22 protein-coding genes are annotated in these 19,682 nt (G+C 66.2%); 12 read left to right on the forward strand and 10 right to left on the reverse strand.

Going from position 1 to position 19,682, the window contains the following annotated elements; genetic code table 11:
- Nucleotides 1-13: 13 nt before the first annotated feature.
- Nucleotides 14-1,663, forward strand: coding sequence for a chaperonin GroEL (gene groL / locus HNS34_RS09280; RefSeq protein ID WP_172319771.1), 1,650 nt, complete (start codon nucleotides 14-16; stop codon nucleotides 1,661-1,663).
- A gap of 130 nt (nucleotides 1,664-1,793) precedes the next feature.
- Here groL and HNS34_RS09285 read toward each other — a convergent pair whose 3' ends face one another.
- Complete coding sequence (locus HNS34_RS09285) at nucleotides 1,794-2,750, reverse strand: LysR family transcriptional regulator (RefSeq protein WP_172319772.1); 957 nt, start codon at nucleotides 2,748-2,750, stop codon at nucleotides 1,794-1,796.
- Between the two features lie 99 nt (nucleotides 2,751-2,849).
- Here HNS34_RS09285 and HNS34_RS09290 point away from each other — a divergent pair, with 99 nt between their 5' ends.
- The 3 genes from HNS34_RS09290 to HNS34_RS09300 all read left to right on the forward strand — a co-directional run bounded on the left by HNS34_RS09290 (nucleotide 2,850) and on the right by HNS34_RS09300 (nucleotide 5,636).
- Nucleotides 2,850-3,494 (forward strand): sulfotransferase family protein, encoded by a 645-nt coding sequence (locus tag HNS34_RS09290; RefSeq protein WP_172319773.1) that lies wholly within the window; start codon nucleotides 2,850-2,852, stop codon nucleotides 3,492-3,494.
- Nucleotides 3,495-3,615: 121 nt separating this feature from the next.
- Entirely contained in the window at nucleotides 3,616-4,761 is a 1,146-nt protein-coding gene (locus HNS34_RS09295; protein ID WP_172319774.1) for an alpha-D-ribose 1-methylphosphonate 5-triphosphate diphosphatase, read from the forward strand.
- Entirely contained in the window at nucleotides 4,758-5,636 is an 879-nt protein-coding gene (locus HNS34_RS09300) for a DMT family transporter (RefSeq protein WP_172319775.1), read from the forward strand. Before HNS34_RS09295 ends, HNS34_RS09300 begins: the two co-directional genes overlap by 4 nt.
- Here HNS34_RS09300 and HNS34_RS09305 read toward each other — a convergent pair.
- Entirely contained in the window at nucleotides 5,606-6,046 is a 441-nt protein-coding gene (locus tag HNS34_RS09305) for an NUDIX domain-containing protein (RefSeq protein WP_172319776.1), read from the reverse strand. The genes HNS34_RS09300 and HNS34_RS09305 overlap by 31 nt on opposite strands.
- Before the next feature lie 80 nt (nucleotides 6,047-6,126).
- Between HNS34_RS09305 and HNS34_RS09310 the strand changes: the two genes are divergently transcribed.
- The gene (locus tag HNS34_RS09310) at nucleotides 6,127-6,864 is read left to right on the forward strand and encodes an esterase/lipase family protein (RefSeq protein ID WP_172319777.1); all 738 of its coding nucleotides are present in this window, start codon (nucleotides 6,127-6,129) and stop codon (nucleotides 6,862-6,864) included.
- A 161-nt stretch (nucleotides 6,865-7,025) separates the two neighbouring features.
- Here HNS34_RS09310 and HNS34_RS09315 read toward each other — a convergent pair whose 3' ends face one another.
- From HNS34_RS09315 to HNS34_RS09325, 3 genes are read right to left on the reverse strand one after another with little or no spacing between them, the layout of a single operon-like run.
- Nucleotides 7,026-8,126 carry a 5-(carboxyamino)imidazole ribonucleotide synthase gene (locus HNS34_RS09315; protein ID WP_172319778.1) on the reverse strand — a complete coding sequence of 367 codons (1,101 nt, stop codon included), beginning with the start codon at nucleotides 8,124-8,126 and terminating at the stop codon, nucleotides 7,026-7,028.
- On the reverse strand, nucleotides 8,119-8,607 hold the full coding sequence (gene purE / locus HNS34_RS09320; protein WP_172319779.1) for a 5-(carboxyamino)imidazole ribonucleotide mutase: 489 nt from the start codon (nucleotides 8,605-8,607) through the stop codon (nucleotides 8,119-8,121). The genes HNS34_RS09315 and purE overlap by 8 nt, the downstream gene beginning before the upstream one ends.
- A gap of 60 nt (nucleotides 8,608-8,667) precedes the next feature.
- A complete protein-coding gene (locus HNS34_RS09325) occupies nucleotides 8,668-8,886 on the reverse strand; it encodes a YdcH family protein (RefSeq protein WP_172319780.1) in 219 nt (72 codons plus the stop codon).
- A gap of 182 nt (nucleotides 8,887-9,068) precedes the next feature.
- On the opposite strand from HNS34_RS09325, the gene HNS34_RS09330 reads away from it, so the two are divergent.
- The 5 genes from HNS34_RS09330 to HNS34_RS09350 all read left to right on the forward strand — a co-directional run bounded on the left by HNS34_RS09330 (nucleotide 9,069) and on the right by HNS34_RS09350 (nucleotide 11,544).
- Nucleotides 9,069-9,497, forward strand: coding sequence for an Hsp20 family protein (locus HNS34_RS09330; protein ID WP_172319781.1), 429 nt, complete (start codon nucleotides 9,069-9,071; stop codon nucleotides 9,495-9,497).
- Nucleotides 9,490-9,723, forward strand: a complete 234-nt coding sequence (locus HNS34_RS09335; protein WP_172319782.1) for a DUF1150 family protein — start codon at nucleotides 9,490-9,492, stop codon at nucleotides 9,721-9,723. The genes HNS34_RS09330 and HNS34_RS09335 overlap by 8 nt, the downstream gene beginning before the upstream one ends.
- A 113-nt stretch (nucleotides 9,724-9,836) precedes the next feature.
- Nucleotides 9,837-10,139: a hypothetical protein gene (locus tag HNS34_RS09340; RefSeq protein ID WP_172319783.1), complete on the forward strand. Its 303-nt coding sequence runs from the start codon at nucleotides 9,837-9,839 to the stop codon at nucleotides 10,137-10,139.
- Nucleotides 10,139-10,432 (forward strand): PAN domain-containing protein, encoded by a 294-nt coding sequence (locus HNS34_RS09345; RefSeq protein WP_172319784.1) that lies wholly within the window; start codon nucleotides 10,139-10,141, stop codon nucleotides 10,430-10,432. The genes HNS34_RS09340 and HNS34_RS09345 overlap by 1 nt, the downstream gene beginning before the upstream one ends.
- A gap of 164 nt (nucleotides 10,433-10,596) precedes the next feature.
- Nucleotides 10,597-11,544 (forward strand): AraC family transcriptional regulator, encoded by a 948-nt coding sequence (locus HNS34_RS09350; RefSeq protein ID WP_172319785.1) that lies wholly within the window; start codon nucleotides 10,597-10,599, stop codon nucleotides 11,542-11,544.
- Here HNS34_RS09350 and HNS34_RS09355 read toward each other — a convergent pair whose 3' ends face one another.
- From HNS34_RS09355 to trxB, 5 genes are all read right to left on the reverse strand, one after another.
- Nucleotides 11,545-12,240, reverse strand: coding sequence for a hypothetical protein (locus HNS34_RS09355; RefSeq protein ID WP_172319786.1), 696 nt, complete (start codon nucleotides 12,238-12,240; stop codon nucleotides 11,545-11,547).
- Between the two features lie 346 nt (nucleotides 12,241-12,586).
- Nucleotides 12,587-14,653, reverse strand: a complete 2,067-nt coding sequence (locus HNS34_RS09360; RefSeq protein WP_172319787.1) for a bifunctional sulfate adenylyltransferase/adenylylsulfate kinase — start codon at nucleotides 14,651-14,653, stop codon at nucleotides 12,587-12,589.
- 170 nt (nucleotides 14,654-14,823) lie between these two features.
- A complete protein-coding gene (locus tag HNS34_RS09365; RefSeq protein WP_172319788.1) occupies nucleotides 14,824-15,297 on the reverse strand; it encodes a hypothetical protein in 474 nt (157 codons plus the stop codon).
- A complete protein-coding gene (locus HNS34_RS09370) occupies nucleotides 15,284-15,574 on the reverse strand; it encodes a hypothetical protein (protein ID WP_172319789.1) in 291 nt (96 codons plus the stop codon). The genes HNS34_RS09365 and HNS34_RS09370 overlap by 14 nt, the downstream gene beginning before the upstream one ends.
- 130 nt (nucleotides 15,575-15,704) lie before the next feature.
- Nucleotides 15,705-16,724: a thioredoxin-disulfide reductase gene (trxB, locus tag HNS34_RS09375; RefSeq protein ID WP_172319790.1), complete on the reverse strand. Its 1,020-nt coding sequence runs from the start codon at nucleotides 16,722-16,724 to the stop codon at nucleotides 15,705-15,707.
- Between the two features lie 206 nt (nucleotides 16,725-16,930).
- Between trxB and HNS34_RS09380 the strand changes: the two genes are divergently transcribed.
- Both HNS34_RS09380 and HNS34_RS09385 read left to right on the forward strand, forming a co-directional pair.
- Nucleotides 16,931-17,431 carry an Lrp/AsnC family transcriptional regulator gene (locus HNS34_RS09380; RefSeq protein WP_172319791.1) on the forward strand — a complete coding sequence of 167 codons (501 nt, stop codon included), beginning with the start codon at nucleotides 16,931-16,933 and terminating at the stop codon, nucleotides 17,429-17,431.
- 5 nt (nucleotides 17,432-17,436) lie between these two features.
- A complete protein-coding gene (locus HNS34_RS09385; RefSeq protein ID WP_172319792.1) occupies nucleotides 17,437-19,494 on the forward strand; it encodes a tetratricopeptide repeat-containing sulfotransferase family protein in 2,058 nt (685 codons plus the stop codon).
- Nucleotides 19,495-19,682 lie beyond the last annotated feature (188 nt).

Consider the following 19,682-nt stretch of genomic DNA (forward strand, 5'->3'; position numbering starts at 1 on the left):
GGAGCAAGCTGACATGGCTGCCAAGGACGTCAAATTTGACACCGATGCCCGCAACCGCATGCTGAAAGGCGTGAACATCCTCGCCGATGCGGTCAAAGTTACCCTCGGCCCCAAGGGCCGCAACGTGATCCTCGACAAATCCTTCGGTGCGCCCCGCATCACCAAGGACGGCGTCACCGTCGCCAAGGAAATCGAGCTGGACGACAAGTTCGAGAACATGGGCGCGCAGATGGTGAAGGAAGTCGCTTCCCGCACCAATGACGAAGCCGGCGACGGCACCACGACCGCCACCGTGCTGGCCCAGGCCATCGTCAAGGAAGGCCTCAAGCAGGTTGCCGCCGGCCTGAACCCGATGGACCTCAAGCGCGGCATCGACATGGCCGTGACCAAGGTCATCGCGCATATCAAATCCTCTGCCCGCGACGTGTCCGACAGCGCCGAAGTGGCCCAGGTCGGCACCATTTCCGCCAATGGCGAAGCCGAGATCGGCCGCCAGATCGCCGACGCGATGCAGAAGGTCGGCAATGACGGCGTCATCACCGTCGAGGAAAACAAGGGCCTGGAGACCGAAACCGAAGTCGTCGAAGGTATGCAGTTCGACCGCGGTTACCTCAGCCCCTATTTCGTCACCAACCCCGACAAGATGATCGTGGACCTGGAAGACGCCGTGATCCTGCTGCACGAGAAGAAGCTCTCCTCGCTGCAATCCATGGTTCCGCTGCTCGAATCCGTGATCCAGAGCCAGAAGCCGCTGCTGATCATCGCCGAGGACGTGGAAGGCGAAGCGCTGGCCACCCTCGTGGTCAACAAGCTGCGCGGCGGTCTGAAGATCGCGGCCGTCAAGGCACCGGGCTTCGGCGATCGCCGCAAGGCCATGCTGCAGGACATCGCGATCCTGACCGGCGGCCAGGTGATCTCGGAAGACCTGGGCATGAAGCTGGAAAATGTCACCATGGACATGCTCGGCTCGGCCAAGAAGATCTCGATCACCAAGGACGAGACCACCATCGTGGACGGGGCCGGCGAGAAGGCGGAGATCGAAGCGCGCGTCGCCCAGATCCGCACCCAGATCGAGGAAACCACCAGCGATTACGACAAGGAAAAGCTGCAAGAGCGCGTGGCCAAGCTGGCCGGCGGTGTTGCCGTGATCCGCGTCGGTGGCATGACCGAAGTGGAAGTGAAAGAGCGCAAGGACCGCGTTGACGATGCGCTGAACGCCACCCGTGCGGCGGTTCAGGAAGGGATCGTTGTCGGTGGCGGCGTTGCCCTCGTGCAGGGCGCCAAGGCGCTTGACGGCCTGACGGGTGCGAACTCGGATCAGGATGCCGGTATCGCCATCGTGCGCCGCGCGCTGGAGGCCCCGCTGCGCCAGATCGCGGAAAACGCCGGTGTCGACGGCGCCGTCGTCGCGGGCAAGATCCGCGAAAGCGATGACCTCAAGTTCGGCTTCAACGCGCAGACCGAGGAATATGGCGACATGTTCAAGTTCGGCGTGATCGACCCGGCCAAGGTTGTCCGCACCGCACTGGAAGATGCAGCATCCGTTGCGTCGCTCCTGATCACCACCGAGGCGATGGTCGCTGACCGTCCCGCCAAGGAAGGTGCTGGCGGCGGCGGCATGCCCGACATGGGCGGCATGGGCGGCATGGGCGGCATGATGTAAGACGGATTTCCCCAAGGAAATCCGGCTGGTTGCGGCAGTCGCTTGCCCTCTGGGGGGCAAGCGATGAAAGCAACACCGCCAGTTTATTCAGAAGAAGGGGCTGCCAACCGGCGGCCCCTTTTTTCTTTCCTCACCGTTCCGCGGCGACCAGCCTCGGCTCAACCAGTCGCCCGGCCTCGTCGTTCAGCGCACTGTAGGTGTCGATCACGATCTTCCTGATCCAGACCGAGGCCGGATCACTGGCCAGCCGCGAGGACCAGAAGAACCTTGTCCGGAACGGCGGCAGGTCGATCTGCGGGACCAGCGGAACAAGGCCATATCTCTGCATGTCCCAGGCCATCTGGATGCGGGGAAACGTGCCGATCATGTCACTATTGGCCAGAAGCGGCCCGACGCTGGAGAACTCGGAAATCAGCGCCCCGATGCGCCGGTCGGGCGCGGGCGTCGCACTGCGCTTGTCGAAAGGGCTCGGCGCGTCATTGGCGATCGCCACCTGCACATGCGGATAGGTCGACCACGCCTCCGGCCCCCAATGGGCCAGTGCCGGATGCCCCGCCCGCACGAAGCTGGTCCAGATGAAGCTTGGAACCTCGACCTCCTCCAGACCATCGGGCAGCCGTGTCTCGCCCGCCAGGTGGGCCAGGTCCACCAGCCCCTCGGCGACGGCGGCATAGACCGCGCGCGGGGCCAACAGCCATTCGAGCTTGGCCTTGGGTGCGGCTGCGTGAAGCGTGTTCATGACCTCCGACAGCACCCGCCCCGAGATCGGGCAGGCGATGCGGAACACCCGGTCGCTGGTCGCCGGATCAAAGGGCTCGGGCGGCGCAAGAACACGCCTGATACCGCGCAGGATCGGGCGCACATCCTCGATCAGCGCGACGGCGAAGGGGCTGGCCAGCATCTGCCCGCCGACCTTCACCAACACGGGATCGTCCAGTTGCTCGCGCAGCCGCGCCAGCGCGTGACTGACCGCCGAGGGGGTCTTTCCAAGCACCTGCGCCGCGCCGGCAACGCTGCCCTCGCTCATCAGCGCCTCGAAAACCACGAGCAAATTCAAGTCGATCCGGTGAAGCTGAATTTCCTTCATGACCGCTGAAAACCTTTCGTTTGAGCGCCGCCCCATCTTCGCGCAAGCTGCCCTCACCGCACAATCAATTTCCGAAACCTTCCTGAAAGGACCCATGCCATGGGACTGCAAATTATTGGCTCCGGCTTTGGCCGCACCGGCACGATGTCGACGAAAATCGCGCTTGAGCAACTGGGCTTCGGCCCCTGTCACCACATGACCGAAGTGATGGCCAACCCCGACCAGCCGCCGCATTGGGATGCGCTGGCAGAGGGCCGCGAGGTCGATTGGGCCGACGTCTTCGCGGGCTACAGCTCGCAGGTCGATTTCCCCGGTGCCGCCGTCTGGCACCAGCTTTCCATCGCTTTCCCCGACGCCAAGGTGATCCACACCGAGCGCCCGGAGGAGGAGTGGTGGGCGAGTTACTCCAAGACCATCGGCAAGTTCTTCGCCCTGCGTGAAACCATGCCCCTGCCGCCCCCCATCGCGGCGATTTTCGAGACCATGGACAAGCTCTTGATCAAGGACGTGTTCGGCGGGCTCGACCGCGAAAGCTCAATCAAGGCCTACCGGCGCAACAATGCAAAAGTGCGCGAGGTCATCCCCGCCGACCGCCTGCTGGTCTTCACGCCCGCCGATGGCTGGGAACCGCTCTGCCGGTTCCTTGGCGTGGCGACGCCTGCGGGCGATTTCCCGCGCAGCAATGCCCGCGACGAGTTCTGGCAGCATTTCGGCGGCGAACCGGCGATGCCCGCCGCCGAGTGATCCCGGCAAACCTGCCCCCCCTGAGCCGACGCCCCCGCACAGACCTGCGGGGGCGTCTGGCGTGATTTTCTGCCGTCATGGGGCTTTCCTTTCGGCGCCGCTTTCGGCACTGCTTTGCCCCATGACGCTGCCGCCCCTGACCTTCACCAATGCCCGCGTGCTGACGCCGGATGGCCTTGGCGCGGCCCCGCTCTGCGTCGTCAAGGGCCAGATCGCTCCCGCTCCGGGCCGCGCGGGCCGCGAGATCGACCTCTCGGGCTTTCTCATCCTGCCCGGCATCGTCGATCCGCATGGCGACGGGTTCGAACATCACATGGCCCCCCGACGCGGCGCGGCGACCGATATGGGGCAGGGCTTGCAGGCGGTCGAGGCCGAGCTGGCCGCCAACGGCATCACCACCGCGATGCTGGCCCAGTTCTGGAGTTGGGAGGGCGGGATGCGCAGCCCCGATTTCGCGCGCGCCCTCGTCGCGGCGCTGCGCGACCACGACGCGCGGGCCGACCTGCGGGTGCAGTTGCGGCTTGAGATCGGCCTGCATGAGGAGTTCGACGCGGTGCTGGATTTCGTCGCGGCCAACCGCATCGGCCATGTCGTCTTCAACGATCACCTGCCGCATCGCCAACTGGCCGCGGGCAAGCGCGTGCCGCGCCTGGAGGGGCAGGCGCTGAAATCGGGCCGCTCGCCTGCCGCGCATCAGGCGCTGTTGCAGGCTTTGCATGACGGGATGGGCACGGCCCGCGCCCGTCTGCCCGCCCTCTGCGCCGGGATGCAATCGCAAGGCGTGATCCTGGGCAGCCATGACGATGCAACGGCAGCGGCGCGCGAGACCTGGCGCGGGCTTGGCGCGCGCATTGCCGAGTTTCCCACCACGCGCGAGGCCGCCGACGCGGCGCGGGACGCGGGCGATCCCATCGTCATGGGGGCGCCCAATGTCGTGCGCGGCGGCAGCCACGACAAACGCCTGCCCGCGCGCGAATTGCTCGACGCCGGGGCCTGCACCGCGCTGGCCTCGGATTACCACTACCCCGCGCCTCTGGGGGCCGCGCGCAGGTTGGTGGCCGAGGGCTGGCCGCTGGAACGGGCCTGGCCGCTGGTCTCCGAAACCCCCGCGCGCCTGTTGGGGCTGACCGACCGGGGCGTGCTGTCGCCCGGCAAGCGCGCCGATCTTGTCGTGCTGGACCCCGGTTTGAGCCGCGTCCAGATGACCATGGCGGGCGGCGCCGTCACCTATCTGGCGGGGCCGATCCTGAGCCGGGTGCTGGCATGAGCGGCCCCCGCCTGGCGCTGCTGACCGCGCTTACCATGCTGGCCTTTGCGGCCAATTCCATCCTCAACCGGCTGGCCGTGGGGGCGGAGCTGATCGACCCGATGGGCTTCGCGCTGGTGCGGGTCGTGTCCGGCGCGCTGATACTGGTCCTGCTGGCCGTGGCGCAGCACCGCGCCCTGCCGATGCTGGCGCGCGGTCGGGGTGTGGGCGCGCTGTCGCTGAGCCTCTACCTGATCGGGTTCTCCATCGCCTATGTGCATCTCGATGCCGGGATCGGGGCGTTGATCCTGTTCGGCCTGGTTCAGATCACGATGTTCGCGGGCGCCGTGATCGGCGGAGAGCGGGTAACGCCCCTGCGCTGGACCGGGGCGGGCGTGGCCTTTGCAGGTCTGGCCTGGCTGCTCTGGCCTGCGGGCAGCCTTCAGGTGCCATGGGTGGGCGCGGGCGCGATGGCGCTGGCGGGGGTCGGATGGGGGCTTTATTCGCTGGCCGGGCGGAAGTCCGCGGACCCGCTGAGCGCGACGGCGGCGAGTTTCCTCTGGGCGGTGCCCATCTGTGCCGTGGTCCCGATGCTGCTGCCCGCGCAGATCGACGGCGTGCCGATGACGGGCGCGGGGATTGCGCTGGCGGTCCTCTCGGGCGCGGTCACATCCGGGCTTGGCTACGCGCTCTGGTATCACGTGCTGCCGCGGTTGCAGGCGGCGGTGGCGGGGCTGGTGCAGCTCTCGGTGCCGGTGATCGCGGTCCTGGGCGGCGCGGTTCTGCTGGCCGAGCCCGCCAGCCTGCGCACACTCGGCGCGGGCGCGGTGGTTCTGGGGGGCATCGCGCTTGGCCTCTGGCCGCGTCAGCGCAGGATCGGCTCCAGCGGATCGTAGAGGATGCCTTGCCCCCAGGCGGCTGCGGCAAGGCTGTCGGGCTTGGCTTTCAGCCCCGCCATTTCAGCCCGCGAGAACAGCCTGCGATGCGTCACCACGCCCTCCGGGTCGCGCCAGCTGTCGTCGATCCGGCCCGCAAGCAATGTGCAGCGGAAATAGAGATCGACCTGGTGGAACGAGCTTTTCGGATCGTGAAACTCGTTGATCAGGCAGGGGTCGCCGACCGATACGGTCAGGCCGGTTTCCTCGTGAAACTCGCGCGCCAGGTTCTCGGGCAGGGACCTGCCCCGATCCACCCCGCCGCCGGGTGCACACCAAAGGCCGCCGCGATGCCCCGGCCAGGCATTGACCAGAAGCAGGCAGTCGTCGATCAGGAGGAGGCCGCGGGCGGCAAGGCGGGGGCAGGGCATGGGCGGGATGCTGCACCCCGCACGCGCCGGATGCAAGCCGGGGCTTGGCGGGGGGGTGCAAAAGCCCTAGATGCGACGGCATGACACGCCGACTGCCCCCCGTGCTGGCCCTCATCGCGGCCGTGATCCTGCCCGGCTCCGCGCGGGCCGATTGCGTCATCCTGCTGCACGGCCTGGCGCGCAGTTCCATGTCGCTCTGGGTACTGGAGGAGGTGCTGGAGCGCGAAGGCTACCAGGTGGTCAACCGCGACTACCCCTCGACCCGCGCGCCGATCGAGGAGTTGGCCCCGCAGGCGATAATCCCCGCGCTGGAGGAATGCGGCGACCAGCCGACCCATTTCGTGACCCATTCGATGGGCGGCATCCTGCTGCGCTATTGGGTGCAGCAAGACCGGCCCGAGAACCTGGGCCGCGTCGTCATGCTGGCGCCGCCCAACCAGGGCTCGGAACTGGTCGACCGCCTCGGCACGTTCGAGCCGTTCGAGTGGATCCACGGGCCCGCCGGACTGGAGCTGACCACCGGCACCGACAGCCTGATCAGCAGCCTGCCGCCGGTCGATTTCGAACTGGGCGTGATCGCGGGCTACGTGACGCTGAACCCGATCACCTCGGCCCTGATCGAGGGCGCGGATGACGGCAAGGTTTCGGTCGAGAGCACGCAGGTGGCGGGGATGTCGGATTTCCTGGCGCTGCCGGTCAGCCATACCTTCATGATGAACAACCCGACCGTGGTGCTGGAGGTGCTGACCTTCCTTCAGACGGGCGCCTTCAACCCCGAGCCGACCCTGCTGGACCATATCGAGGTGCTGTCGCCCTGACGGGCGGGCGCGGGCGGCGCGGCTCGGGCCCCCTGGCGGGAGCCCTCGCCGCGCCGCATTGCCATGGGAAAGGCGGGAGGTCGGTTTTCCGGGTTGGGCGTGGGCGCTGGTGGTGGCAGCGGAATTGAGTATTTGGACCAAGAAGATGGGGAAGGTTCGTGTCAGGTGGCGGGGCCGGTGACGCGGTTCAGGTGGCCCATCTTGCGGCCCGCGCGGGTCTCGGATTTGCCGTAGAGATGGACCTGGGTGCCCGGGGTGGCGGCGGCCTGTGCGGCGCGGGCGACATCTTCGCCGATCAGGTTCTCCATCACCACATTGGCATGCCGCGTGCCGTCGCCCAGGGGCCAGCCCGCGATGGCGCGGATATGCTGCTCGAACTGATCGACGGCGCATCCCGCCTGCGTCCAGTGGCCGGAATTATGCACGCGCGGCGCGATCTCGTTGACGATGAGGCCCGAGGGCGTCACGAAGAGCTCCACCCCCATCACGCCGACATAGTCCAGCGCGGTCAGGATCCGCGCGGCCAGCAGGACGGCATCGGTGCGCAGGCTGGCGGGGATCGTGGCAGGCACGGTGGTGGTGGCGAGGATGCCGTCCTTGTGGACGTTCTGGCCGGGATCGTAGCAGGCGATCGCGCCGTCGCGCCCACGCGCGGCGATCACGGAGATCTCCATCGAGAAGTCGACAAAGCCTTCCAGGATCGCGGGCGCGCCATTGAGGCTGGCCAGCGCCCGGCCCGTGTCCTCGGGCGTCATGATCCGGGCCTGCCCCTTGCCGTCATAGCCGAAGCGGCGGGTTTTCAGGATCGCGGGCGTGCCGATGCGGGCGAGGGCGGCGTCGAGATCCGCGGCACTGTCCACGGGCGCGAAGGGCGCGGTGGCAAGGCCCAGATCGGCCAGGAAGGTCTTCTCAGTCAGCCGGTCCTGGCTGGTCTCCAGCGCCGCGCGCGAGGGATAGAGCGGTTTCGCGGCCGAGAGCACATCCAGCGCGTCGGCGGGGATGTTCTCGAATTCGAAACTGATGAGGTCGACCGCATCGGCGAAGCGGCGGAGCGCGTCGAGATCGTCGTATCCCGCTTGCGTGACCTCAGCCGCGACATCGGCCGCGGGTGCGGCCCCGGGTTCATAGATATGCGTCTTGTAGCCGAGCCGCGAGGCCGCGACCGAGAGCATCCGGCCAAGCTGCCCGCCGCCGAGGATACCGATGGTCTTGCCGGAGGCAAGCGGTGTGTCGGTCTTGCCGGAGGGCAGGGGGTCAGTCATCGCGGGGCTCCTCGGGGATCGAGGCGGAGAGGGCGGCGCGCCAATCATCCAGCCGTTGCGCCAGCGCGGGATCGCCAAGCGCCAGGATGCCCGCCGCCATCAGCCCCGCATTCTTCGCGCCCGCCGCCCCGATCGCCATGGTCGCCACCGGGTAGCCGCGCGGCATCTGCAAGATGGAATAGAGGCTGTCGACACCCGAGAGCGCCTGCGTCCGCACCGGCACGCCGATCACCGGCAGCCGCGTCTTGGAGGCCATCATGCCAGGCAGATGCGCCGCCCCGCCCGCGCCCGCGATGATCACCTTCAGACCGCGCCCGACCGCGCCCTTGCCGTAGTCCCAAAGCCGGTCCGGCGTGCGATGCGCCGAGACGATGCGCGCCTCGAACGCCACGTCCAGTTCCGCCAGCACATCGGCGGCCTCGCGCATGGTGGCCCAGTCGGACTGGCTGCCCATGATGATGCCGACCTCTACCCTGTCCATGCGATGCAACCCCTTGCTGGCCCGTCATAAAGAAGCGCGCACTATAGCCATGGCAGGCGGTTACGCAATGATGTCCGGGGTCAGTTCATCCTCGATGCGCGCGATCCGGTCCTTCAGCGCCAGCTTCTGCTTTTTCAGCCGCCTCAGCGTCAGCTGATCGGGCCGCCGGTTGTCCTCCAGCGCCGCGATGGCATCATCGAGGTCGCGATGTTCGCGCATCAAGACGCGCAGTTTGACGCGCAGCACGTCCTCATGGCTCATATCGGCGGGTGTGGTCATCTGTCGGGCAGGCCCCCTGGGGGTTGAGTCGGGCAGGTCGCGAGCCCGGAGGATAGCGGATTTGCCCTGCATGGCAAAGCGCCCGGAGCCTTGCAGCGCCCCCTTTGCGCCCCCATATCATGACCCAGAGGCCGCCGAAACGGGGCCGCAGCACGCAGATCGCTTAGCAAAGGATGTGCCCGATGACGAAACTGACCCTGGGATCGCACCCCTTCCTGTTGGGGTTTGACCAGCTGGAGCGGCTGGTAGAACGCACTGCCAAATCCGGCAATGATGGCTACCCCCCTTATAATATTGAACAAAAAGACGAGAATACCTACCGGATCACGCTGGCCGTGGCAGGCTTTGCCGAAGGCGACCTGAGTATCACGGTCGAGGATCGGCAACTGGTCGTCCGGGGTCGCAGCCGCGACGACGCGGAAGACCGGGTCTTCCTGCACCGCGGCATAGCGGCGCGGCAGTTCCAGCGCAGCTTCGTGCTGGCTGAAGGGGTCGATGTGGCCGGGGCGGCATTGGAGCATGGCCTCCTGCATATCGACCTGAAACGGTCGGTTCCCGAGAACGTGATCCAGACCATTCAGATCAACAGCGGAGGGCCTTCCAATGGATGAGCTTAGACCCATCGCGAAACCGGGCCAGCGGCCCATCGTCTATATTCGCAAGGTCGAGGTCGATGACCTGCCCGAGGATATTCGCGCGCAGGCGCAGGGCGCGGGCCTGTCCGAGCTTTACGCCATCGGCAACGAGAATGGCGAGCAACTGGCGCTGGTGCGCGACCGCAAGCTGGCCTTCACGGTCGCGCGGCAAAACGACATGAAGCCGGTCAGCGTCCACTGATCCGGCAGATGCGCGCCTGCGACAAGCCGCGGGCGCGCCCGGTCCAAGACAGCGGCGCCAGGCGCGCCTAGCCTTCGGGGCAATGTTCCCCCTGTTCCCGAAGGATTATTCAAATGACATTCCGCCATGCCCTTGCCGCCGCCGTCCTGACGGCGCTGGCCCTGCCCGCCGCCGCGCAGGATTATGAGAACTGCCAGTGGCAGAGCAACGAAGGCCGGATCGCGCAAAGCTATGAGCTTGTCGGCCCCGCCGCCTGCGAGGCGTTATGCACCGAGACCGAAGGCTGCTCCTCGTGGTATTACATCCCCCACAATTTCAACCCGACCGGAGGTCCGGGCGAATGCGGGCTCTATGGCGCGGCATCGGACGCGCAGCCCCATGACCGCGAATATTGCGGCACCGTCGGATCGGAGTGATGCGGGGCCTGCTCCTGGCCGCGCTGATCGCGGCACCGGGCGTGGCGCTGGCGCAGGACGACCATGAGATGTGTTTCATGTCCGCCGTCACCGTCATGCTGCCCGCGCCCGACGATGCGCTGACCACCGAGGACTGCATCGCCGCCTGTCAGGCCAATACCGATTGCGTCGCCTGGACCTATCGCCCGCACGGTTTCGCGGCGGGCGAGATGCCGGGCACCTGCCGCCTGATGCCCGATGTCTACGAGACAACCGCGTCCGACAGCGCATTTTGCGGGCGCATCGGGCGCTGACAAGATCCGGCGCGCGGGGCCGCAATCGGAGCTGGCCCCGGCACATCATACAGCCGGTGTTTTTCATGAAGAATTGACAGATGGTCCGATAATTTGGCCAAATCCTCCCGCGCTGTCCCGGCGCGGGAGGGTTTGTCGTGGAAGATGTGCCGCCTCCGACCAGCATGAGGTTTTCGGCAGCGGCCCTGCCCGAGGCCGACCGGCTGGCCATCTGGCGCGAGGAATTCGGGCGCAAGTTCGTGCATCTCGACATCGCGCCGCTGCAGGACGATCCGCTGCGCTATGACGCCAGTTTCCAGTTGCTGGACACGGCCTCGGCAGGGCTCGGCACCATGTCGGCGGTGCGTTGTGAACGCTCGCGCCGGATGATCGCCGATTGCAACGATGACATCTTGATGCTGGTGCCGCTGACCGGGCGATTGCAGGTCGACCAGGCGGGGCAGGAGGCGACGCTTGGCCCCGGCGATGCGCTGGTGCGGCGGTCGGACGATCCCGGCTGCACCTGGTCCGAGGCCGGTCATTTCCTGACGCTGAGCCTGCCGCAGGCGGTCCTTGGCGCGAAGCTCGCGGATGCGGACCGGTTGCGGATGACCGTGCTGCCGGGGGGCAGCGGGGCGCTGCAACTGCTGGTGGGCTATGCGCGGCTGCTGTTCGAGGCACCCGGCGGGGCCGACCCGGCGCTCGGGCGGCTGGCGCGCGATCACCTGCTGGACCTTGCCGCCATGGCCATCGGGGCCAATCGCGATGCCTGGGTGCTGGCGCAGGAGGGCGGGGCGCGCGCGGCGCATCTGGCCGCGATCGACGCGAGCATCGCGCGCGGCCACCGCGATCCGGGCTTCGGGATGGCGCAGGTCTCGCGCGCGCTTGGGCTTTCACCGGGGCATATCCGCAAGTTGCTGGCCGCGCGCGGGGCCAGCCTGTCGGATCTTGTGATGGCGGCGCGGCTGGCCTCGGTGCGCGCCGACCTGACCGACCCGCGCCGCGCGGGCCTCCCGGTCAGCCAACTGGCCTACGCCGCGGGCTTCAACGACATCTCGTATTTCAACCGCGCCTTCCGCCGCCGCTACGATTGCACGCCCACGGATATGCGGGCGCGTAGCAGGGGCGCGTGATTACAGCGGGATGGTCAGCCGCAGGAAGGCCTGGAACCCGTCATCCTCGATCTCGCCGTAATCGAACAGACGATAGGAAATGCCGGGGCTCAGCATCATGCCGCCTGCCAGCGGGATCGCCATATAGGCATCGGCCCGACCATAGATCCCGCTGCCATCGGCCTGGAAACCGCCGCCGAACCCGTCCACATCGGCCCATCCATAGCCCAAATTCAGCGCCGCGCCGAAGGTGGGCACCGCGATGGAACTGCTGGAATAGCCGCCGCCGATCGGGGTCTCGAAGCCGAAGCCCACGAAGACGCCGGTGAAGGTCGAGGAGCCACTGGTCGGAAACACCGCGCCGCTGGCCTGCCGGAACGCCTCGACGCCGTTATTCTCATGCTCGACCCCGAAGGAATAGGTCAGGACCGGGGCCGAGGAATAGGCCGAGGAGGTGCCCCCCCCGGTGCTGAGCCAGGTCAGCGCCAGAAGCAGCCCCAGGCCGTTGCCAATGATGATATCCTCGGGGTTGCCGAAGCTTTGCACGGTGCGGCTGTCATCGGGAAACGGGATCCCGAAGCCAAGCGTGACCCGGTCAGGCCCCCGCGCCAGGCTGCTCGGCCCCCCGAAGCTGAAGGGCAGGCTCTGCGCGGTCGCGCCCGTTGCAAGTGTCGCGGAAATGATCAGGCCCGCGGCTGTTCTGAGGATCCGTTTCATGGCGTCTGTCCCTTGGATGTCTGTCCCGGGGATCAGCGTTCTCCCGATCCGCGCGGTTTTCAAGACGGCATGATTCGGAACCCGGACGCGCGGCAATCGGCTGTTTGCCCCTACACGCGTGGCGCGAAGGTCAAATCCCGGCTATCGTATGACGTGTGGGGCGGGATATTTTCCTTTGCGGCGAAGCTCATGCTTACGCAGCGTCAATCATGGGCGGTCAATCGCTTGCCCGCCCGCCGACGCCCCCCGCGCCCCCAAGGCGATGCAATTCTGCACCACAAAAGCGCATCGACCGGACGCGAGGGTGTCGCGCGCCCGGCCAATTCCTTCGCATATCACGCCCGGATCAGGCGGTGATCAGCCCCATCGATTCGAGCTTCAGCAGCACCTGTTGCGCGCAGTAATCCACGTCGGTGCCTTCGGTATCGACCACCAGTTCGGCATTGGTCGGCTCTTCATAGGGGTCCGAGATGCCGGTGAATTCCTTGATCTTGCCCTCGCGCGCCAGTTTGTAGAGGCCCTTGCGGTCGCGGCGTTCGCATTCCTCCAGGGAGGTCGCGACATGCACTTCGATGAAGGCGCCAAATTCCTCGATCATCTCGCGCACGGCGCGCCGGGTTGCGGTATAGGGCGCAATCGGTGCGCAAATCGCAATGCCGCCATTCTTGGTGATCTCGGAGGCGACATAACCGATGCGGCGGATGTTGATGTCGCGGTGCTCCTTCGAGAAGCCAAGCTCGCTCGACAGATGCTTGCGCACGACGTCGCCGTCCAGCAGCGTCACGGGGCGCCCGCCCTGTTCCATCAGCTTGACCATCATCGCGTTGGCGATGGTCGACTTGCCGGACCCGGAGAGGCCGGTGAAGAACACGGTAAAGCCCTGGTTGGACCGCGGCGGGCGGGTGCGGCGTAGCTCCTTGACCACTTCGGGGAACGAGAACCAATCGGGGATCTCCAGCCCCTCGGCCAGCCGACGGCGCAGTTCGGTGCCCGAGATATTGAGGACGGTGACGCCTTCCTCGATCTCGTCGGCGGGCTCATACTGGGCGCGTTCCTGGACATAGACCATGTGCTTGAAATCGACCATCTCGATGCCGATCTCGGCCTCATGCTCGCGCACCAGATCCTGGGCGTCGTAAGGTCCGTAGAAATCGACGCCCTGGCTGTTCTTGCCGGGGCCGGCATGGTCGCGCCCGACGATGAAATGGGTGCAGCCGTGGTTCTTGCGAATGAGCGCGTGCCACACCGCCTCACGCGGGCCGGCCATGCGCATGGCAAGGTTCAGCAGGCTCATCGTCGTGGTCGCCGCCGGGTATTTGTCCAGCACCGCCTCGTAGCAGCGCACGCGGGTGAAGTGATCGACGTCGCCCGGCTTGGTCATGCCGACGACGGGGTGGATCAGCAGGTTGGCCTGCGCCTCCTTGGCGGCGCGGAAGGTCAGTTCCTGATGCGCGCGGTGCAGGGGATTGCGGGTCTGGAAGGCGACGATCTTGCGCCAGCCAAGCTTGCGGAAATAGGCGCGCAGCTCGTTCGGCGTGTCGCGGCGGGCGCGGAAATCATAATGCGTGGGGGGCGTGATGCCGGTGATCGCGCCGCCCAGATAGACCGGACCGGCCACGTTGTGCAGGTAGTTCACCGACGGATGCGCGATGTCATCGGCCCCGAACACCATCTCGGCCTCGCGCGCCTTGTTCGGCACCCATTTGTCCGAGATCGACAGGATCGCCAGGATCACGCCTTCCTGATCGCGCAACGCGATGTCCTGGCCAGGCTCGACCCTTTTGGCGAACTCTTCCGACACGTCCAGCGTGATCGGCATCGGCCAGAGCGACCCATCGGCCATGCGCATGTTTTCCACGACGCCGTTGTAATCTTCCTCGGTCATGAAGCCCTTGAGCGGGTTGAAGCCGCCATTCATCAACAGCTCGATATCGCAGGTCTGGCGCGGCGTCAGATCCCAGGAGGTCAGGTCACCGGCCTCCAGTTTCAGCTTCTGGGCCGAATCGTAGGAGACATAGAGCTCCGGGATGGGGGCGTGTTGGGTCTGCATGGTCGTGGTCCTTTTCGGAAGGGAATTGGGTCCGCTGGAAACGCCGGTCAGTTCGGCGTGCAGGGCGTGATATTCGGCGCGTTTTCGGGCCAGGAATTGATCGGTGAGGCGGGATTTCACGGCCGCCCCGCGCGGGGTCAGCGCATAGGCATAGCGCTGGCGCTTGTCGGGGCCGGGCCGGGCGCCAATGCGCACCAGCCCCGCCGCCGTCACCGCCCGCAACTGCGCGTTGAGCCGCCCGAGCGAGACGCCAAGCGCCTGCGCCGTTGCGCGCTGCGACGCGTCCGGCGCGGCATCAAGCTGGCGCAGGAGCAAGAAGAGCTGATCGTCTTCCGGCAGGGCGGGGGCGGTTTCGGTCGTCATCGGGCGTCTCGGCCAAGTGTGTTCACGGGTGAACACATGTCACAGGATGCAGGTGCAGAAAAGGGGGAATATGCACCATAGCTCAATGCAAGGTGACTGTTGCGAACCCATCACAATTCTTGCTGAAGCTGCCAAGTCATCGCGGCTGTCCAATAGCTTAAGATGCAGTCCTAAGACCGGTTCTTGAGCGTGATCCAAGCAGCGAAGGCGCGTCGGTCCTTTATCGGTTCTGTGCGAAAGCCTCTGATGACTTGCTCAGCCCGATCAATTTCGGCCTTCACCTCTGAGCGTACAAGCCTATGAAGCGGATCGTAATCCGCCGCGTGTCGGGCAATCTGAAGTTCTACAAAAGCGTTGGCCAAATCCTGAACTGCCTGGGGAAATCTGTTCATCACATTGGAATTACGACACTGCGTCTTCGCGAAGCCGTGGTCGATTGACCGGTAGGCTTGTCTCCAAGCAGGTGTGCTGCGCTCCGCGCTTTTCCCGCCTATAAAGGAATCGGCAACTGTCCAGCACAGTTGGTGAAAAACCGCATAATATGCCGTGCTCATGGCACGCTTCAAGTCGGATTGGCGTGGACGACGTTTGCCGGAATTGCCCAATGTCCTTCGTGCTGTAGCAATCAGGTCAGGGGGCGTCATCAGCCAGATCGCGTGCTGTCAAGAAGCGAAAAACCGGAAAAGTATTGGGTAGTCGGGTATCAAGCCACGGCCGGATATGACGCGCCAAGGCTGACATGCGACTGGCACGCGGCTCACCTTCAGCCTCATCGTAGACGATCTGAAGCCGCAGAATAGGGTCGCCATCATGGTCCAAGTCTGATTGCGCTTGAAAATCCGTGATCTTTATACCCGACATCTCTTTCTCGATCTGCTCACGCAGTTTCGCGATAAAATCATCTGAAAGGACATCTGACATCTTACACCTCCTGAAAGTGAAGATAGGGCACAGATTAGCGCACCGCAACGTCCATACAAGGCACTTCGTGGAACTCACACGGCTGCCTCGTGCCACGTGCGCGAGTTGGAGATTAGCCGCGTAAGGTGCGTTACTCCGCCGTTTCGCTCGGCGCTTCGGTCGGGTCATCCAACGGCGCGGCATAGGCCCCGGCCTCGGTCACCAGTTCATCCTCCTGCTCGGCCAGGAATTTCTCGGCATCCAGCGCCGCCATGCAGCCCATCCCGGCGCTGGTCACGGCCTGGCGGTAGATGTGGTCGGTCAGGTCGCCCGCGGCGAAGACACCGGGGACCGAGGTGCGGGTGGAGCCGGCTTCCACCTTCACATAGCCGCCATTGTGCATTTCCAGCGTGTCCTTCACCAATTCATTGGCGGGCGCGTGGCCGATGGCAATGAAGACGCCCTTGCAGGGGATCTCGCTGATCTCGCCGGTCTCGACATGTTTCACACGCACGCCCTCGACGCCCTTGGGGTTGTCGCTGCCGACGACCTCCTCCAGCACGTGATGCCAGAGCGTCTCGATCTTGGGGTGTTTCAACAGCCGGTTTTGCAGGATCTTCTCGGCGCGCAACTCATCGCGGCGATGCACCAGCGTCACCTTCGAGGCGAAATTGGTCAGGAACAGCGCCTCTTCCACCGCCGTGTTGCCACCGCCGATCACCACGATCTCCTGGCCACGATAGAAGAACCCGTCGCAGGTGGCGCAGGCCGAGACGCCGAAGCCCTTGAACGCCTCTTCGGACGGCAGCCCAAGCCACTTGGCCCGCGCGCCGGTGGCCAGGATGACCGCGTCGGCGGTATAGGTCGTGCCGCTGTCGCCCTTCGCCGTGAATGGGCGGCCCGCCACATCCAGCGAGGTGATGATATCGCCGATGATCTCGCAACCCATCGCCTTGGCATGGGCCTCCATCCGCACCATCAGGTCGGGCCCCTGCACCTCGGTGTCGCCGGGCCAGTTCTCGACCTCTGTGGTGGTGGTCAACTGGCCACCCGGCTCGATCCCCTGCACCAGCACGGGCTCCAGCATCGCGCGGCTGGCATAGACGGCGGCGGTGTAGCCCGCGGGGCCGGAGCCGATGATCAGAACGCGGGTGTGGCGGGTGTCGGACATGTCGGGCAGACCTCGGCAGAATGGAAAATTGCTACGTCCCGGCGATATAGAGATGTGAGGGGGGCAAGGAAAGGGGGGCCATTGTCAGGCTTGCAATCTGCCCCGTTCCATTTCATATGTTGCGCGAGTGCGAAATATTCTTGCGCGCGGCACGTGGCGCGCGGCAGGAAAATTAATGAACCCGTAGTGAAGGAGGGCCGCCGCCCATGCCCGGGACCAAGCTCGACCAGACCGACCGAATGATCCTGGCCCAGTTGCAGGGCGATGGCCGCATGACCAACGTGGAGCTTGCCAGCCGCGTCGGCATCTCCGCGCCGCCCTGCCTGCGCCGGGTCCGCACGCTGGAGGAGCAGGGCTATATCCGCGGCTATCACGCCGATGTCGACCCGCGCCTGTTAGGCTTCGAGGTGCAGGTCTTCGCCATGGTCGGGCTGCACAGCCAGGCCGAGGCCGATCTGGTGGCCTTCGAGAATCTCTGCCGCGCCTGGCCCCTGGTGCGCGAATGCCACATGCTGAACGGCGAGATCGACTTCATCCTGAAATGCGTCGCCCCCGACCTTTCCAGTTTCCAGAGCTTCCTGACCGAACACCTGACGGCAGCGGCGAATGTCGCCTCGGTGCGCACCTCGCTGGTCATCCGGCCTGCCAAGGACGATCCCGGCGTGCCCTTCGACGTGCTGGAAGACCGGCTGGCGAAGGAGGGCTAGGCGCGATGCTGCCCAATGATCCCGCCCGGCTGAAAGCCGCCTTTCAACAGGGACTGGCGGCGCAGAAGGCGGGGCAGTTCGACGCGGCGCTGGCGCAGTTCCGGCAGGTTCTGGCCGTGCGCCCCGACCTGGCCGAGGCACAATTCCAGATCGGCCGCATCCACGCCGCGCAGGGCGACATGGCCAAGGCCGAAACCGCGTTGCGCAAGGCGCTGAAGCTGCGCCCGAAGGAACCCGCGATCTGGGCGGCCCTGGCCGGGATCCTCACGGGCGGCAAGCTGAAGAAGCTGCATGCCGAGGCCGCCCGCGCCGGTGTCCCGCTGTCGGGCGAGCCCGATATCAGCGCGCTCATCGCCCGTATCGCGCGCGGGCCCACGCAGGCGGCGGGGGCCGAGGCCGACGCGCTCGACCTCGTGCGCCGCTACCCCGATGCCGCCCATCCCGCCCTGGCCCTGGGCGCCGCCCGCGCCGCGCAGAAGAAGTGGAGCTTTGCCCTGCCGGCGCTGGAAAAGGCCACCGAGCGCGACCCCACCAGCCCGATGGCGCATGTCCTGCTCGGTGAGGTTCTGTTGAAACTGGGCCAGCTTTCGCGCAGCGAGGCGGCGTTGGAGAAGGCGCGCGGGCTCGGCGCGGATGTCTCTGTCCCCTGGGCGCATCTGATGCACGAGACCTGCCGCGACGCCGAGGCCGAGGAGGTGCTGGCGCGTGCCGTGAAAGCCGCGCCGCGCGATCCGCGCCTGGCGGGCGAACATGCGCAGGCGCTGGTGGCCCTGCGCCGCCCGCAAGACGCCCTGAAGGTGGCCCGCAAGGCCATCGCCTCGGGGGCCACGCGCACCAACCTGTTGCAATTGGCCAATGCCATGCTGAACGAGGGTGATACCGGCCCCGCGCTGAAGATCACCGGCGAGGTTCTGGAAAAATCCCCCGACAGCGTTCCGGCCCTGACACTGCGTGGCCAGCTTCTGCAAACCACCGGCGAGTTGGAGGAGGGGCAGGCGATGCTGCTGCGCGCGGCGGAAATCTCGCCCGACGGGGCCGAGGCGATCCGCTCCTATGTCGGCGGCGCCAAACTGGCCGAGGGCGACCCGATCCTGCCGATCCTTGAGGCGCGGATGGGCGACGCCGCCCTGCCCATCGCCTCGCGCCGCACGTTGGCCTTCGCGATGGCCAAGGCGCAGGAGGATCTGGGGCATTACAGCGACGTCTTCCCCCATCTGCATCGCGCCAACCGGCTGATGAAGCAGGAGTTTCCCTACCGCTTCGAGAATGAGCGCACCCATGTGCAGGCGATCCTCGCCGCCTATCGTGCGCTCAAGAACCGGACACCCGCGACTGACGCGCCCCAGGACGCACCGATCTTCGTCACCGGCATGGCGCGCTCCGGCACGACGCTGGTGGAAACCATCCTGTCGGCGCATGACCGGGTGACGGCGGGGGGCGAGTTGCCCTATCTCTCGCGCGCGCTGGCCCCCTTCATCGAGGCGGCGAACACCGCGCCCGACCGCCTGCCCGACCTGATGATCCCCGGCGCGCAACGCTACCTTCAGGCCGCCCGCCGCCGCGTCGGCACAGACGGTATCTTCACCGACAAGGCGATCTCGACCTATGCCCGGATCGGCCTGATCGCGCAGGCCCTGCCCAATGCGCGCTTCCTGATCCTGAAACGCGACCCGCGCGATGTGGGCCTGTCGATCTACCGCAACATGTTCCCGCCGGGCAGCCACCTCTATTCGACCGACCTGGCCGATATCGGGCGCTTCATCCGCCAGCATGATGCCTTCGTCGAATTCTGGCAGGCCGAGATGCCCGACCGGGTGCATGTGGTGGATTACGAAGCCCTGACCGCCGAGCCCGAACCGCATATCCGCGCGCTGGTCGCGGCTGCCGGTCTGGACTGGCAGGACGCCTGCCTTGCGCCGCAGAATGCCCGCCGCGATGTCGCCACGCTCAGCTTTTCGCAGGTGCGCCAGCCGATCTACCGCGCCTCGGTCGCGGCGTGGAAACGGTATCAGGAGGAACTGGCCCCGCTTATTGACGCGCTCGAACAGCCGGTAACGCTTTGAGATCAGGACAAGAAAAAAGCGGCCCCCAAAGGCCGCCTTTTCATTGGGTCTGCCGTCTGCCGCCGACTTACCCGAACCGCTTGGCTTTTGCCGCCTGACGGGCGCGATTGCGCTTTGCGCGGGCCCAGGGCATTTCGATCTGGTCCTTCTTGCTCTCTTGCAGAACCTTTTCCATCCAGCGCCGTTTT

This window comes from Alterinioella nitratireducens (genome assembly GCF_013155465.1).
Lineage (GTDB): Bacteria > Pseudomonadota > Alphaproteobacteria > Rhodobacterales > Rhodobacteraceae > Alterinioella > Alterinioella nitratireducens.